Here is a 13,170-nt window from a genome sequence, read left to right as displayed (position 1 = left end):
ATGAATTGATACCGGGGGCCTCCGGCCCGGATTGTCGCCGGCGGGGCGGAGGCCACGCGGTGGGCCGGGCCCGGTCCCTCACGGCGTCGGACGGACCGGCGTCGTCGTGCTCAGGGCTCGATTGGGAGTGGCTGGGGCTCGCGCTTGGCGCGGCCGATCTGGGTACGGACGGCGCCCATGCTCGCGGCGATGACCAGGGCGATGGCGGCGGCCTGGGTGGCGGAGAGGGTCTGGTCCAGGATGAGGAAGCCGGCCGTCGCGGCGAGGGCGGGCTCCAGGCTCATCAGGATGGCGAAGGTGGGCGCGGGCAGCCGGCGCAGGGCGAGCAGTTCGAGGGTGTAGGGCAGGACGGAGGAGAGCAGCGCCACCGCGCCGCCGAGGACGAGGGTCGTCGGCTCGATCAGCTTGCTCCCCGACTCCACGATGCCCAGCGGCAGGAAGAGCACCGCCCCGACGGCCATGGCGAGGGCGAGCCCGTCGGCCTGCGGGAAGCGGCGTCCGGTGCGGGCGCTGAAGACGATGTACCCGGCCCACATCGCGCCCGCCGCCAGCGCGAAGGCCGCGCCGACCGGGTCGAGGCTGTCGAAGCCGCCGCCGCCCAGCAGGAACACGCCGCCCAGCGCGAGCGCGGCCCAGAGCAGGTTGACCGCCCGCCGGGAGGTGAGGACGGAGAGGGCGAGGGGGCCCAGCACCTCCAGGGTGACCGCGGGGCCCAGCGGGATGCGGGCGACGGACTGGTAGAAGAGGCCATTCATGCCGGCCATGGTGATGCCGAAGACGATCACCGTGCCCCAGTCGGCGCGGGAGTGGCCGCGCAGCTTGGGGCGGCAGACCAGCAGGAGCACGACGGCCGCGACGGCCAGCCGCAGGGTGACGATGCCGAGCGCGCCGGCCCGGGGCATCAGGGTCACCGCGAGCGCGCCGCCGAACTGCACCGAGATCCCGCCGGCCAGGACCAGGCCCACGGGGCCGAGGGCCGCCAGCCCGCCCGGGGCGGGACCCCGGCCGGTGGGCCGCGCGGCCGGCGCGCTCGTCGCGGGGGCGGCCGGAGCCGGGGTGCCGGGGGTGGTGCTGGGCGTACTCACGGGACCTTCCGGAAGGGCGGGCGGGGCGGACGGGGAGCGGGGGGCCGGGGAGCCGATCATGGTTCAGCTCACTGCACGGCCTGGTCCAGGGTAATGGACCGGGTCAGGTGTATGGCCCCGTGACGCAACTGTCCTGGCCCGGGGTTCCGCTGTCAATCGACATCCACCGCGCCGGGCCGCGCCCGCCCCGGGACCAGGAGCCGCCGCCACCCCTGTCACCGCTCCCCCGCTTCCCCCGCCCCCGCCTCTTCTCCCGGCCTCCCCTCCAGTGCGTCCGCCAGGACCTCCGCCAGATGCCGCCCCCGCACCCCGGCCAACTGCTCCAGTTGGGTACGGCAGGAGAAGCCGTCCGCCAGGACCACCGCGCCGGGCCCGGCCTCCCGTACGGAGGGCAGCAGCCGTTCCTCCGCGCAGGCCACCGAGACCTCGTGGTGGCCGCGTTCGAAGCCGAAGTCGCCCGCGAGCCCGCAGCAGCCGCCGCTCAGCTCGCCGGTGAGCCCGGCGGCCTCCCGCAGCCGCCGCTCGGCCGCGTCACCGAGCACCGCGTGCTGGTGGCAGTGGGTCTGCCCGGCCACCGGCCGGTCCACGGCGGGCGGCGTCCAGCCCGGCGCGTACCGCTCCAGCGCCTCCGCGAAGGTGACGACCTGCCCGGCGAGGCGCCGCGCCCGGGGGTCCTCGTGGAGCAGCTCGGGCAGGTCGGTGCGGAGGGCGGCGGCGCAGCTCGGCTCCAGCACCACCAGCGGGGCGCCGGACTCCAGCACCGGGGCGAGCAGGCCGAGGGTGCGGCGCAGCACCGCGCGGGCCCGGTCGAGCTGGCCGGTGGAGACGTAGGTGAGCCCGCAGCAGACCCGGCCCCGGCGGGCCGGCAGCAGCGCGGCCGGGGTCCGGGAGCGGCCGTCCCCGAGGGCGCCGCGCCACCGTCGCGTCGGCGGCAGCGCCACCCGCAGCCCGGCGGCCTCCAGCACCCGTACGGCGGCCCGCCCGACGGACGGCGACAGGTGCTCGGTGAAGGTGTCGGGCCACAGCACGACCAGCTCGCCCCCCTCCCCGGCCGGGCGGGCGGGCCGGCGCCCGTGCCACCAGCGGCTGAACGGACGCGCGGCGAGCCTCGGCACCTCCCGTTCGGCGGCGATCCCGCCGAGCCGTTTCGCCGCCGCGGCGACCGGGCCGACCCGGGCGAGGGCGTTGACGAGCGGGGCGGCGCGCAGGCGGGAGGCCCAGCGCAGCCACACCGGCAGCCACCCCATGGCGTAGTGGGCGGCGGGACGGCGGCGCCCGGCGTAGTGGTGGTGCAGGAACTCCGCCTTGTACGTGGCCATGTCGACCTCGACCGGGCAGTCGGACCGGCACCCCTTGCAGGACAGGCAGAGGTCGAGCGCGTCGCGGACCTCGGTGGAGCGCCAGCCGTCGGTCACCAGCTCACCGGCGAGCATCTCGTGCAGCAGCCGGGCCCGGCCCCGGGTGGAGTGCTCCTCCTCGCCGGTCACGCGGAAGGAGGGGCACATCACGCCCGCGCCCGTCGCCTCGGTCGTACGGCACTTGGCGATGCCGACGCAGCGCCGGACCGCGGCGGAGAAGTCGCCCCCGTCGGCCGGGTAGCCGAAGGCGACGTCCACCGGGCGGCGGGGCAGGGCGGCGAAGCGCAGGTTGGCGTCGAGCGGCGCCGGGCGGACCAGGACGCCGGGGTTGAGCAGGTCGTCCGGGTCCCAGACGGCCTTGGCCCGTGCGAAGAGGGCCACCGTTTCGGCGCCGTACATGCGCGGCAGCAGCTCGGCCCGCGCCTGCCCGTCGCCGTGCTCCCCGGAGAGCGAGCCGCCGTGCGCGACGACGAGGTCGGCCAGGTCCTCGGAGAAGCGGCGGAAGCGGGCGATCCCGGGCCCGGTCAGCAGGTCGAAGTCGATACGGACGTGGATGCAGCCGTCGCCGAAGTGCCCGTACGGCGTGCCGCGCAGCCCGTGGGAGGCGAGCAGGGCGCGGAAGTCGCGCAGGTAGTCGCCGAGCCGGGCCGGGGGCACCGCGCAGTCCTCCCAGCCCGGCCACGCCTCCGTGCCGTCCGGCATGCGGGTCGCGGTGCCGGAGGCGTCCTCCCTGATCCGCCACAGCACCCGCCGGGCCGCCGGGTCGGTCACCACCCGCGCGTCGACGACGTCCGCCGCCCGCACCACCGCGTGCGCCCGCGCGCGGGCCTCTTCCTCCGTGTCCCCGCCGGTCTCCACGAAGAGCCAGGCGCCGCCGCGGGGCAGTCCGGCGGTGGCCGGCACCAGATCGGCCGCCATGCCCTCCACGGTGAGCGGGCCGAGCGGCAGCAGCCCGGCCGCCGCCTCGGCCGCGGCGCTCTCGTCGGCGTAGCCGAGGACGGCCAGGGCGGCGGCCCGGGGCGCCTCGACCAGGCGGACGGTGGCCTCGGTGACCACGCCGAGGGTGCCCTCGGAGCCGCAGAAGGAGCGGGCCACGTCGGCGCCGCGCTCGGGCAGCAGGGCGTCCAGGGCGTAGCCGGAGATACGGCGGGGCAGATCGGGGAAGCCGGTGCGCAGCCGGGCCAGTTCGCCGTCGGCCAGCTCCCGCAGCCCCTCGGGGGCGCCCGCCCAGCCGGGCCCGAGCCGGAGCGTGCGCCCGCGCACGGTGCGGACGGTCAGCTCGCGCACGTTGTCCGCGGTGGTGCCCCAGGCGACGGAGTGCGAGCCGCAGGCGTTGTTGCCGATCATGCCGCCGAGGGTGCAGCGGCCGTGCGTGGAGGGGTCGGGCCCGAAGCGCAGCCCGTGCGGGGCGGCGGCGTCCTGGAGCCGGTCGAGGACGAGGCCCGGCTGGACGACGGCGGTGCGCGCGTCCGGGTCGAGGGAGAGCACCCGGTTCATGTGCCGGGTGAAGTCCAGGACGACGCCGGTGCCGGTCGCCTGACCGGCGATCGAGGTGCCCCCGCCGCGCGCCACGACCGGCACCCCGCGCGTCCGGCACACCTCCAGTACGGCGGCCACGTCGTCGGCGTCGCGGGGCGCGACCACGCCGAGCGGCACCCGCCGGTAGTTGGACGCGTCCATGGTCGTCAGGGCGCGGGACGTGGTGTCGAAGCCGACCTCGCCCCGGACCGCGGCGCTCAGTGCCGCTTCCAGATCGCTCATGGCACCAGGATGCGCCCGCGCGTGCCGGGGGGCGTGCGGCCGGTGTTCACAGACCGGAGATCGTGTCTCATCGGACGGACATGGCGCCGTGCGGTTTCCCCGAGGCAGTACGCTCCGGATCGTGGCTGAGATCCGGATTCCCGCTGACATCAAGCCCGCCGACGGACGTTTCGGCGCGGGCCCCTCCAAGGTACGGACGGAGGCGCTGGACGCCCTCGCCGCGACCGGCACGTCCCTCATGGGCACCTCGCACCGCCAGGCCCCGGTCAAGAACCTGGTCGGCAGCGTCCGCGAGGGCATCCGCGAGCTGTTCTCGCTCCCCGACGGCTACGAGGTCGTCCTCGGCAACGGCGGCTCCACCGCGTTCTGGGACGTGGCGACGCACGGCCTGATCGAGAACAGGTCCCAGCACCTCAGCTTCGGCGAGTTCAGCTCGAAGTTCGCCAAGGCCGCCAAGCTCGCCCCCTGGCTCGGCGACCCCACCGTGGTCTCCGCCGATCCGGGCACGCACCCGGAGGCGGTCGCGGAGGCGGGCGTGGACGTGTACGCGCTCACCCACAACGAGACCTCGACCGGCGTGGCGATGCCCATCAAGCGGGTCGCGGGCGCGGACGACGGCGCCCTGGTGCTGGTCGACGCCACCTCCGGCGCGGGCGGCCTGCCGGTCGACATCGCCGAGACCGACGTCTACTACTTCGCCCCGCAGAAGTCCTTCGCCGCCGACGGCGGCCTGTGGATCGGCGTCTTCTCCCCGGCCGCGATCGAGCGCGCCGAGCGCGTCCACGCGAGCGGCCGGCACGTCCCCGAGTTCTTCTCGCTGCCGACGGCGATCGACAACTCCCGCAAGAACCAGACGTACAACACCCCGGCGCTCGCCACCCTCTTCCTCCTCGACGAGCAGCTCAAGTGGATGAACGGCCAGGGCGGCCTGGACTTCGCCGTGCGCCGCACCGCGACCTCGGCCCGGACGCTGTACGGCTGGGCGGAGGACGTGAAGTTCGCGGAGCCCTTCGTCACCGACCCGGCGCAGCGCTCGCTGGTCATCGGCACGATCGACTTCACCGACGACGTGGACGCGGCGGCCGTCGCCAAGGTGCTGCGCGCCAACGGCATCGTCGACACCGAGCCGTACCGCAAGCTCGGCCGCAACCAGCTCCGCGTGGCGATGTTCCCGGCCATCGACCCCGCCGACGTCGAGGCCCTCACCAAGTGCGTCGACTACGTGGTCGAGAACCTGTAGCCACCAGCCACCGAAGGGCGCCCGGCGAGCTTCTCCGCCGGGCGCCCTTCGCCGTCCGTTCACGGTGCCTAGGCGCAATACCGGTAACTTAGGGCCAATCTGGTCGTTGTTGTTGATGTGCCGAGAGCGGGTCAACTGAAGTCATCTGGTGAGCGACTGTCGGATCGGGTCGCGGTCGGGGTGCTGACACAGGCGTTTCCTCAGTCGCTGGTGGATGAGGTGCTGGCGGAGACGGGGCGGGTGCAGCAGCGGAACCGACTGTTGCCAGCCCGGCTGGTGGTCTACTTCGTCCTGGCGATGTGTCTGTTCTCCGGGCAGAGCTATGAGGAAGTCGCCCGACTGCTGGCTGCGGGGTTGCAGGGTGCGCGGCGTTGGCGTGCATCCTGGGCGGTGCCGAGTACGGCGGCGATCTGGAAAGCCAGGTCTCGGCTGGGGGTGGCGCCGCTGCGGCAGCTGTTCGCGCGGGTGTGCCGTCCGGTCGCATCGCCGGACACGATGGGCGCTTTCTACCGCGGCTGGCGGCTGACCGCGATCGACGGCACCACGTTCGACCTGCCCGACACGAAGGCGAACGCCGAGGCGTTCGGCCGTCCGCCCCGCTCCGGGCGGGGCGAACAGGACGTCGGCTACCCGCAGATCCGCATGGTCGGCCTGGTGGAGTGCGGCACCCACGCCGTCTTCGACGCTGCGCTCGCAGCTCTTCGCACCGGAGAGCAGACTCTGGCCCGGGCGGTCCTGGGGTCCCTGCGGCCGGGGATGCTGCTGCTGGCCGACCGCGGCTTCTATGGCGTGGACTTGTGGCGCGAGGCCGCGGCGACTGGGGCAGACCTGCTGTGGCGGGTCCGCAAAGACCTTGTGCTGTCTGTGGTCGAGCAACTGCCGGACGGCTCCTACCTCACCGAGATCTTCGACCGTAGCGACATCCACCACACCCGTCGCGGAGTGCCGGTACGCGCGGTGGAGTACACCATCGCCGGCCGCGAGGGCGTCTACCGGCTCATCACCACGATCCTCGACCCGGACAAGGCCCCGGCCGCGGAACTGGCCATCCTCTACGCCCAGCGATGGGAGTTCGAGTCCACCCTCGATGAAATCAAGACCCACCTCGGCGGGCCACACCTGGTACTGCGTTCGCAACACCCCGAGGGAGCCGAGCAGGAACTCTACGGATTCCTGCTCGTCCACCACGCGATCCGACACCTGATGCACCAGGCCGCACGACAAGCCGACCAAGACCCCGACCGGATCTCCTTCACCCGCTCACTGCGCGTCGCGCGCCGCCAGGTCACCGACCAGGCGGCGTTTTCCCCCCGGCAGACTCGCCCGCGCGGTCAAAGCCACCCACGCTGAAGTCCTCCAACGACTCCTGCCACCACGACGTCACCGGACCAACCCCCGCGTCATCAAACGCAAAGTCGCCAGCTGGCCCCTCAAACGCGCCGTCCACCGCACTGGAGACCGCCCACCCACCGTGGCTATTACCCTCGTTGGCGCCACCAAACCGAAACGGGTCAAACGCACACCAAAGCACTAAGTTACCGGTATTGAGGTTAGGCCCTGGAGTGGGCTCCAGGGCAAGCCGTACCGGGTGCGAGCGGTGCTCAGCCGCGCTCCGGCTCCACGGGGAGCCAGAGTTCGGCGTCGGCCGTGGTCCCGTCGGGCGACAGGCGGGTGCGCAGGATCTCGGGGCCGGTGCGGGTGCGGTACGGGTTCGACGGGAACCACTCGGTGAACACGTCCCGCCACAGCTCCTGGAGGGCCTGCGGCACCGGCCCGGAGGTGGTGAAGACGGCCCAGGTGCCGGCCGGGACGACCAGGGCGGTCGTGCCCTCCGGAGCGGCCGCGGAAGTGATCACGCCGTGGTGGTAGTCGAGTTCGGTGCCCTCGGCGCGGCTGGGATCCAGGTCGTCGCAGACGGCGACGATGCCGTGCGGTTCCTGGTCCGACAGTTTCTCCAGGCGCTCCAGGGCCCGTGGGTCGATGCCGCGGACAAAGGCCATGATCGCCCGGTTCGGGCCCGCGTGCACCAGTGGTACCCGGGTCCTGAACCCGGCGACGGTGAAGTCCGCCTTGTCCACGACGCGGTAGCGCATGCCGCTGCTTCCTTCGACGGTGAGGCGGAAGGCCATCCGGGACTGTGAGTTGAGGGCGGCGCCGGTGCGCCGGGCCTCGCCCGGTCCGATGCCGTGCATGGCGCGAAACGCCCGCGCGAACGCCTCACCGGAGCCGTAGCCGTAGCGCACCGCGATCTCCAGCAGCGTCTCGCGGCCCGCGAGTACGGCGGCGCCCGCGAGGGTGAGCCGACGGCGCCGTACGTACTCCGACAGCGGCATGCCCGCGAGCGCGGAGAACATCCGGCGCAGGTGGTGCTCCGAGGTGGCCGCGACGGCTGCCAGCTCCGCCACGTCGACGGTCTGGTCGAGATGGTGCTCGATGTGCTCCATGGCCTGGTTCAGCCGCTCCAGCATGCCTGGCTTCCCTCCTCTTCCCCCAGGCCCCGGCGGATCGCGATCTCCACGGGTGAGTACGCGCCGTCGGCCCGCTCCAGTTCGTACGGCGCGGCCGGCATCAGCGGCGGCTGGGCCATGAAACGCGGCCGCACCCCATGATGCGGCTGCGCCGCGTGCACCAGGAACGGATGGCACAGGAACACGTCGCCCGGGGACCCGGTGGCGAGGGCGAGCGGCCGGTGGTCGGACGCCGCGACCAGATCGGGAGCGAGGGCCCGCCCGCTCGCCCCGTCCTCCCCGTACTTCGCCAGCACCTTCGGCACATCGAGGTGTGAGCCGACCCGGATCCGGGTCGGGGCGTCCTCCTCACCCACCTCGCTGAACAGGAACAGCATCAGCAGCGCCCGGCCCCGGGAACGCAGATTCGTGAAGTACCAGCTCTCGCCCTCCGGCAGATAGCTCCCCTCGACGTGCCAGCCCGCGTCGTCCGGCTCCTCCTCGTGCGGGAAGCGCAGCGGGAACGTGCCCAGCGAGTAGCGCGGCTCCCAGCGTCCCGCGCCGACGAGCAGGTCGTACGCGTGGTGCAGGGACGGGGAGTTGGGCGCGGCGGCGAACGGTCCCCGCGCCATGCCGCCCACCCAGTGCACGGGCCGCGTCCACGTCGACGGGTCCTCCGGGTCGCAGCCCGTCTCCCGCCACAGCAGCCGCGCGCAGTCCGCCGCCACACGCGGTGCCACGGCGCCCGCCAACTTCACGAAGCCGTCGCGGAGGAAACGGGATACCAGGGTCGTGTCGTCCATACCCCCATCGTGCGGCGCCGTCGGCCCCGCCCACCCGACATTTCCCGCACCGCTTCGGTCGGGTACGAGGACGGGGCAGGAGTACGGGCCTGCGGCCCCCGGAAAAGGACACAGTTCCTCATATGATTTGTCAGTTGGGTGGCCTCTACATGTACGCGAAGTCGTGCCACGGCCGCCCTGGGGCGAAATCTCCTACGACAGCACGGTCGCGGTATGTTCTTTTCTCTCCCACCGTTGCCGCGGGCAGCTCGGGTACGGGCCTGTAAACGTTGAGCCACGAGGGGTTCGCGGTTGTGGCACCGCCGAGTAGGCTCCGGTCATGACAGCATCTGCGACGAGTTCCGAAGCACCTCACCGCCCGACCATGTTGCGGGGCGTCTCCCTCGCCTCGCTGGGCGTGTTTCTCGTCTGCTGGGCGCTGTGCTGGGTGAACGCACACGTCGTCAACGACGATCTGCCCAACACGTGTGGACATGTGCGTCGGCAGAGCTTCCCGCCGGAGACGGCTTGTGTGTCTCCGGACGGTACCCTCACCGGCGCGAACGCCGGCTGGATCGAGGCCTTGTTCTTCGCCGCGCTCGTGGTCTTCGTGTTGGTGACGAGCATGATGCTGGCTCTCGCGGCCATACGCCGGAAATGAGACACACGACTTCAGTCTGCCGTTGAGCCTCATCGCTGCCGCAGAGCGCCGAGGCACGGAGGGGGCGGCCCGCCGGAGTGTCCGCGGGCTCGGCCGCCCGATCCGCCGCGCGGCATGCGGCTCCGGACTGATCGCCGTCGATCAGCCGAGAGCCGGATGCCGGATGCCGGACGCCGGGTGATGTGCCGTGCTGTGCTGTTCGAGCAGGGGCTCAGGCGCTGCGCCGCTGCCGGCTCTCCAGAGCGCGTGCCGCTTCGCGCCTGATGGGTGACGTGATGTCGACCGGGGTTCCGGCGCCGCGGCCCGGCGTGGCGCGCCAGGTGCGGATCTTCTGGGCTGCCTTGGCCAGCCGCGGGTCCTCGGGCTTGACCGTGAGGTAGAAGAGCGACTCGTCCGGGGTGCGGTCGTCGCCGCCCCAGCGGACGACGCCGTTCAGTTCGGCGAGGATGTCCCGGACGACTGTGACCTGCTGCGGGAAGAACCCACCTGTCACGCCGACCGGATAGAAGTTCGGACGGATCTGTACGGCCGTGCCGGATGCCTGGTTGGATTCCGGGCGGTTCTTACGGATCTGACCCGGGGCGCGCCAACCGATGACATCGCCGTCCCGCAGAGCGTCGATCTCGTAGTGATAGCGCTGGACGACGTGGACGAGAACCTCTTCGGGGTCACCGAGACGCACCTGGACTCCGGAGAGCGGGACGCCGGGAACGGGGCGCGTGTAGATGGTTCCGTCCTGGTCGACGGTGTTCTCGATCTCCCAGCCGTTGGCCGACCGTGAGTCGGTGAGGATGCGCTTGTTGCGCGCGTTGGCTCTTCTCACCGCTCGGCGGATCGCTTCCGAGAACGGGTCCTGATCGGCGGCGTAGGCGGGTGAGGCCAGGAACTGCGAGCCTGGCAGTGACACCGTCGCCGCGGCCGCGGCGACGGCCGCCGCGCGGACCAGGATGGTGCGACGTGACACGGGTGACGTGGTCACAGCTTCTTCTCCCTGCGTGCTCGGTGACGGGTGTGATGTTCGGCGGCCCATACGTACAAGCCGGCGCATGCCGCGGCGCTCAGCGCGGCCGCCGCCCCGGCGGGGCCGGACACACCCGGTGTGCGTCCGGCCCCGGCCAGGTGACCGAATCCGTGGTCGGCGAGGCCGAAGGCGGTCAGCGCGCCGACCAGGACGCGGAGACCCAGTGGCGGCGCCGCCGGGTACTCCGAGGCCGCGGACGGGCTTGTCATCCTGCGAGCTGCCTCATGATCGCGTTGTACTTCTCGAATATCTGGTAGATCGCCATGCGCTTGGTGGCGTCGGCCTCGGCCTGGTCGCCCCAGCCCTGGTAGCGCCGCAGGATCTGGAAGACTTCGCGCTCGGTGTAGTCGAGGCGCATGGACCGCAGAGTGGTCTCCCCGCTCGGGGGGTTCTTACCGCCCGGCTTGCCGTCGGCGCCCCAGAGGTGGATCAGTGGCACCGTGCGCATGGTGAAGCCGTTGTCTTTGTTGACCTTCTGCCACATCTCCCAGATATCGGCGTCTTTGGTCGGGTCGGTGGTCGTCCCGGTGACGAACCCCTTGTTGATGCAGTGATTCCATGCCCGGATGCCCACCTCCCCGCTGATCTGGCCGATCCCGGTGGAGGAATCCTTGATCGTTCCGATCCCCTCCAGGTGGTACAAGGCCACCGCGTGATCGACGCCCTGGTCGATGAGGTCGTAGTGGCGCATCTCCCAGTACGCGGAGGTCTGTATCAGCGCCTTGCGCATGTCGTACTTGTTCGAGAGGTCAGTGGTCTGCTGATCGAAGGACATGATGGTCTCGAAGCACTCGGTGTGCGTGAACAGACGTGCGTCCGCGCCCGTGCCGCCGTCGTCGGCGAAGCCGATCGACCTCATGTACTTGCTGAGGTCGTCGTGCAGGGCGTTCAGGAAACCTCCGTCGTAACGGACGTCGGGCAGCGCCGCGCGAGGCGCGTCGAACGATGCCTGGCCCTTGTCCCGCCCCGATGCGACATCGATGTCAATGTTGATGGCCCCGGACCCTGAGCCGACTGTACGGGTGACGATCTGGTCGTAGGCCCAGTTGTCGGGCAGCGCGTAGCCGAAGTTGCCCGAGAAGCCCGAGGACATGTCGGAGACGAAGGAAGCCGTGGCGTGCCCGGCCTCACTCACACGTGTGCACACATTGCGTGGTCCGTACACGCCGATCTCGAACCGGCCGCCGTCGTCGGAGAGCGCGTCCTGGATGCCCTTGAAGTGCGGCACTACGTTGTCCGTGACCTGGTAGTCGAGCGCGTCGAAGTCGACGGCGAAGAAGATGCGCGTACCGGACTTGAATCCGTGATCGAGCGCGGCGTTCACCGCTGCCTGTCCCGCTGCCCGGCCCGCCGCGTAGTGGAAGCCGGATGCGTCCCGGCCGAAGGTCTGGTAGATCGGGAAGCAGCGCAGTCCGTTGCTCGCGATCGTCTGCAGCTCGCCCGGCTGAATCGTCTTCTCGGGCAGGTCCGGGTCGTCCGGGATCGGGTTGGTGAGGTAGCGGCCCACGTAGATGATGCCCTGAGCCTTGAGAGTCTGGGCGCGCGCGTCGGTGATCTTCGTGACGCCGTCGCATGCCTGGCCGTTGCGATCCTGGTCGCCGTAAGCACTAAGTTACCGGTATTGAGGTTAGGCGAACTGCCGCAGAAAGGCCCGCCAGCCGTCACGGGAGACGCTGAGCGCGGGACCGTTCTCCCGCTTGCTGTCCCGGACGACCCGGCGGCCGGAAGGCGTGTGGGCAACCTCGACGCACTCGCCCATTTGCGCGGAGTAGGAGGACCTTCCGAAAGGGCCTGCCGTATCGGTCACGATGCTTCTTCTTCCCATCTCCGCAGCTTGCCGGCGATGAGCTCGGCGCTCGCCTCGGGTGTGAGTGCCGCCGAGCTCAGCAGATCGTACGAGCTGGCATAAACGGCGAGGTCGTTCGCGGACTCCATGACCGACGAGCTCATCAGGTCATCCATGGTCACGGCCTCGACTGCCGACTCGGAGTCGAAGCTGAAGGCCGAGAATCCTGAGACGGCTGCCGCCAGCGCTCCGACGCTGAACGGCAGCACCTGGACACTGATGTTGTCCCTCTTGCCGATCTCAAGGATCGCCGACAACTGTTCCCGATGGGTTTGCGCGCCTGCCAGCGGGTGCTCGATGGCCGCTTCCCAGAGGATGGCGGAGTACGGGACACCGTCTTCCAGGATTCTCGCCTGCCGCCGCTGCCTCACCTTCACCAACCGGGAAACCTGCTCGGGATCAAGAGTTTTGGGCCCGCCTGCGATGACCGCCTCGGCATAAGCCGTGGTCTGGAGAAGCCCGGGGACCAGGACCGGCTGCCATTGACGGATACGGATAGCGTCGTCTTCCAGCGCGATGTGATCGAGGTAGTCCGGCCGCAGGTACGCCGCGTACTCCAGCCACCAGCCCCGCTTCTTGGAGTGTTTGGCCAAGTCCTCCAGTTTGCCCCGCACTTGCGGATCAGTGACGCCGTAGGCGTCGAGCAACAGCCGGACCTCGATGACACGCGGTGTGGCCTGTCCGCTCTCCATGCGGCTGATTCGGGCCTGACTTGACGCGATCACCTCGGCGGCCTGCGGCTGATCGAGCTTGGCGTCCTGACGGTATCTCCTGAGCGCCGTACCCAACCGCCTGCTGCGCACCGTCGGTCGTCCGCCTGCGGGCATGGAACCTCCCCTTTCTCGACCGAACCCTGCCACATCAGAGACCCCCATGCCGACGCATGACACGATCGAGGGAGACCTCTGCATGTATTCATTGATTCTGCTTGCGTTCGTTGGAAATCCGGCCCTAGCTTCACAGGGCGTC

General features: G+C 71.1%; 11 protein-coding genes and 1 pseudogene. 3 read left to right on the top strand and 9 right to left on the bottom strand.

Translation table 11 applies throughout. From position 1 onward, the window contains the following. Positions 1 to 110: 110 nt before the first annotated feature. A complete protein-coding gene (locus J5Y05_RS22965; protein WP_210874953.1) occupies positions 111 to 1,085 on the bottom strand; it encodes an EamA family transporter in 975 nt (324 codons plus the stop codon). A 215-nt stretch (positions 1,086 to 1,300) separates the two neighbouring features. Then, complete coding sequence (locus J5Y05_RS22960; protein ID WP_210874952.1) at positions 1,301 to 4,204, bottom strand: FAD-binding and (Fe-S)-binding domain-containing protein; 2,904 nt, start codon at positions 4,202 to 4,204, stop codon at positions 1,301 to 1,303. 121 nt (positions 4,205 to 4,325) lie between these two features. Here J5Y05_RS22960 and serC point away from each other — a divergent pair, with 121 nt between their 5' ends. Together serC and J5Y05_RS22950 are read left to right on the top strand one after the other, a co-directional pair. Further along, on the top strand, positions 4,326 to 5,444 hold the full coding sequence (gene serC / locus J5Y05_RS22955; protein ID WP_210874951.1) for a phosphoserine transaminase: 1,119 nt from the start codon (positions 4,326 to 4,328) through the stop codon (positions 5,442 to 5,444). 117 nt (positions 5,445 to 5,561) lie between these two features. Continuing rightward, positions 5,562 to 6,794, top strand: a complete 1,233-nt coding sequence (locus J5Y05_RS22950) for an IS4 family transposase (RefSeq protein ID WP_210874950.1) — start codon at positions 5,562 to 5,564, stop codon at positions 6,792 to 6,794. 251 nt (positions 6,795 to 7,045) lie between these two features. Here J5Y05_RS22950 and J5Y05_RS22945 read toward each other — a convergent pair whose 3' ends face one another. Further along, positions 7,046 to 7,912: an AraC family transcriptional regulator gene (locus J5Y05_RS22945; RefSeq protein WP_210874949.1), complete on the bottom strand. Its 867-nt coding sequence runs from the start codon at positions 7,910 to 7,912 to the stop codon at positions 7,046 to 7,048. Continuing rightward, a complete protein-coding gene (locus J5Y05_RS22940; RefSeq protein ID WP_210874948.1) occupies positions 7,897 to 8,694 on the bottom strand; it encodes a phytanoyl-CoA dioxygenase family protein in 798 nt (265 codons plus the stop codon). Before J5Y05_RS22940 ends, J5Y05_RS22945 begins: the two co-directional genes overlap by 16 nt. A gap of 319 nt (positions 8,695 to 9,013) precedes the next feature. Between J5Y05_RS22940 and J5Y05_RS22935 the strand changes: the two genes are divergently transcribed. Beyond that, complete coding sequence (locus J5Y05_RS22935; RefSeq protein WP_210874947.1) at positions 9,014 to 9,334, top strand: hypothetical protein; 321 nt, start codon at positions 9,014 to 9,016, stop codon at positions 9,332 to 9,334. A 211-nt stretch (positions 9,335 to 9,545) separates the two neighbouring features. On the opposite strand, the gene J5Y05_RS22930 is transcribed toward J5Y05_RS22935, so the two are convergent. The 5 genes and pseudogenes from J5Y05_RS22930 to J5Y05_RS22910 all read right to left on the bottom strand — a co-directional run bounded on the left by J5Y05_RS22930 (position 9,546) and on the right by J5Y05_RS22910 (position 13,028). Further along, the gene (locus J5Y05_RS22930; protein WP_210874946.1) at positions 9,546 to 10,313 is read right to left on the bottom strand and encodes a hypothetical protein; all 768 of its coding nucleotides are present in this window, start codon (positions 10,311 to 10,313) and stop codon (positions 9,546 to 9,548) included. Then, a complete protein-coding gene (locus tag J5Y05_RS22925) occupies positions 10,310 to 10,564 on the bottom strand; it encodes a hypothetical protein (protein ID WP_210874945.1) in 255 nt (84 codons plus the stop codon). Before J5Y05_RS22925 ends, J5Y05_RS22930 begins: the two co-directional genes overlap by 4 nt. Further along, positions 10,561 to 11,967: pseudogene (locus J5Y05_RS22920) on the bottom strand (glycoside hydrolase domain-containing protein); the annotation flags it as partial. The gene J5Y05_RS22925 and the pseudogene J5Y05_RS22920, both read right to left, overlap by 4 nt. Before the next feature lie 15 nt (positions 11,968 to 11,982). Continuing rightward, a complete protein-coding gene (locus J5Y05_RS22915) occupies positions 11,983 to 12,180 on the bottom strand; it encodes a DUF397 domain-containing protein (RefSeq protein ID WP_247615180.1) in 198 nt (65 codons plus the stop codon). Next, the gene (locus J5Y05_RS22910) at positions 12,159 to 13,028 is read right to left on the bottom strand and encodes a helix-turn-helix domain-containing protein (RefSeq protein ID WP_210874943.1); all 870 of its coding nucleotides are present in this window, start codon (positions 13,026 to 13,028) and stop codon (positions 12,159 to 12,161) included. Before J5Y05_RS22910 ends, J5Y05_RS22915 begins: the two co-directional genes overlap by 22 nt. Positions 13,029 to 13,170 lie beyond the last annotated feature (142 nt).

It is taken from the genome of Streptomyces tagetis (assembly GCF_018069565.1).
GTDB classification, from domain to species: Bacteria; Actinomycetota; Actinomycetes; order Streptomycetales; family Streptomycetaceae; genus Streptomyces; species Streptomyces tagetis.
Note: the sequence above shows the minus strand (reverse complement) of the source record. Positions and strands in the feature narration are given on the sequence as shown.

Bases quoted from the DNA above. Each gene is read 5' to 3' on its own strand.
- J5Y05_RS22910 (WP_210874943.1), bottom strand. From the start codon at position 13,028: ATGCCCGCAGGCGGACGACCGACGGTGCGCAGCAGGCGGTTGGGTACG.
- J5Y05_RS22945 (WP_210874949.1), bottom strand. From the start codon at position 7,912: ATGCTGGAGCGGCTGAACCAGGCCATGGAGCACATCGAGCACCATCTC.
- J5Y05_RS22935 (WP_210874947.1), top strand. From the start codon at position 9,014: ATGACAGCATCTGCGACGAGTTCCGAAGCACCTCACCGCCCGACCATG.
- J5Y05_RS22915 (WP_247615180.1), bottom strand. From the start codon at position 12,180: ATGGGAAGAAGAAGCATCGTGACCGATACGGCAGGCCCTTTCGGAAGG.
- J5Y05_RS22925 (WP_210874945.1), bottom strand. From the start codon at position 10,564: ATGACAAGCCCGTCCGCGGCCTCGGAGTACCCGGCGGCGCCGCCACTG.
- J5Y05_RS22940 (WP_210874948.1), bottom strand. From the start codon at position 8,694: ATGGACGACACGACCCTGGTATCCCGTTTCCTCCGCGACGGCTTCGTG.
- J5Y05_RS22960 (WP_210874952.1), bottom strand. From the start codon at position 4,204: ATGAGCGATCTGGAAGCGGCACTGAGCGCCGCGGTCCGGGGCGAGGTC.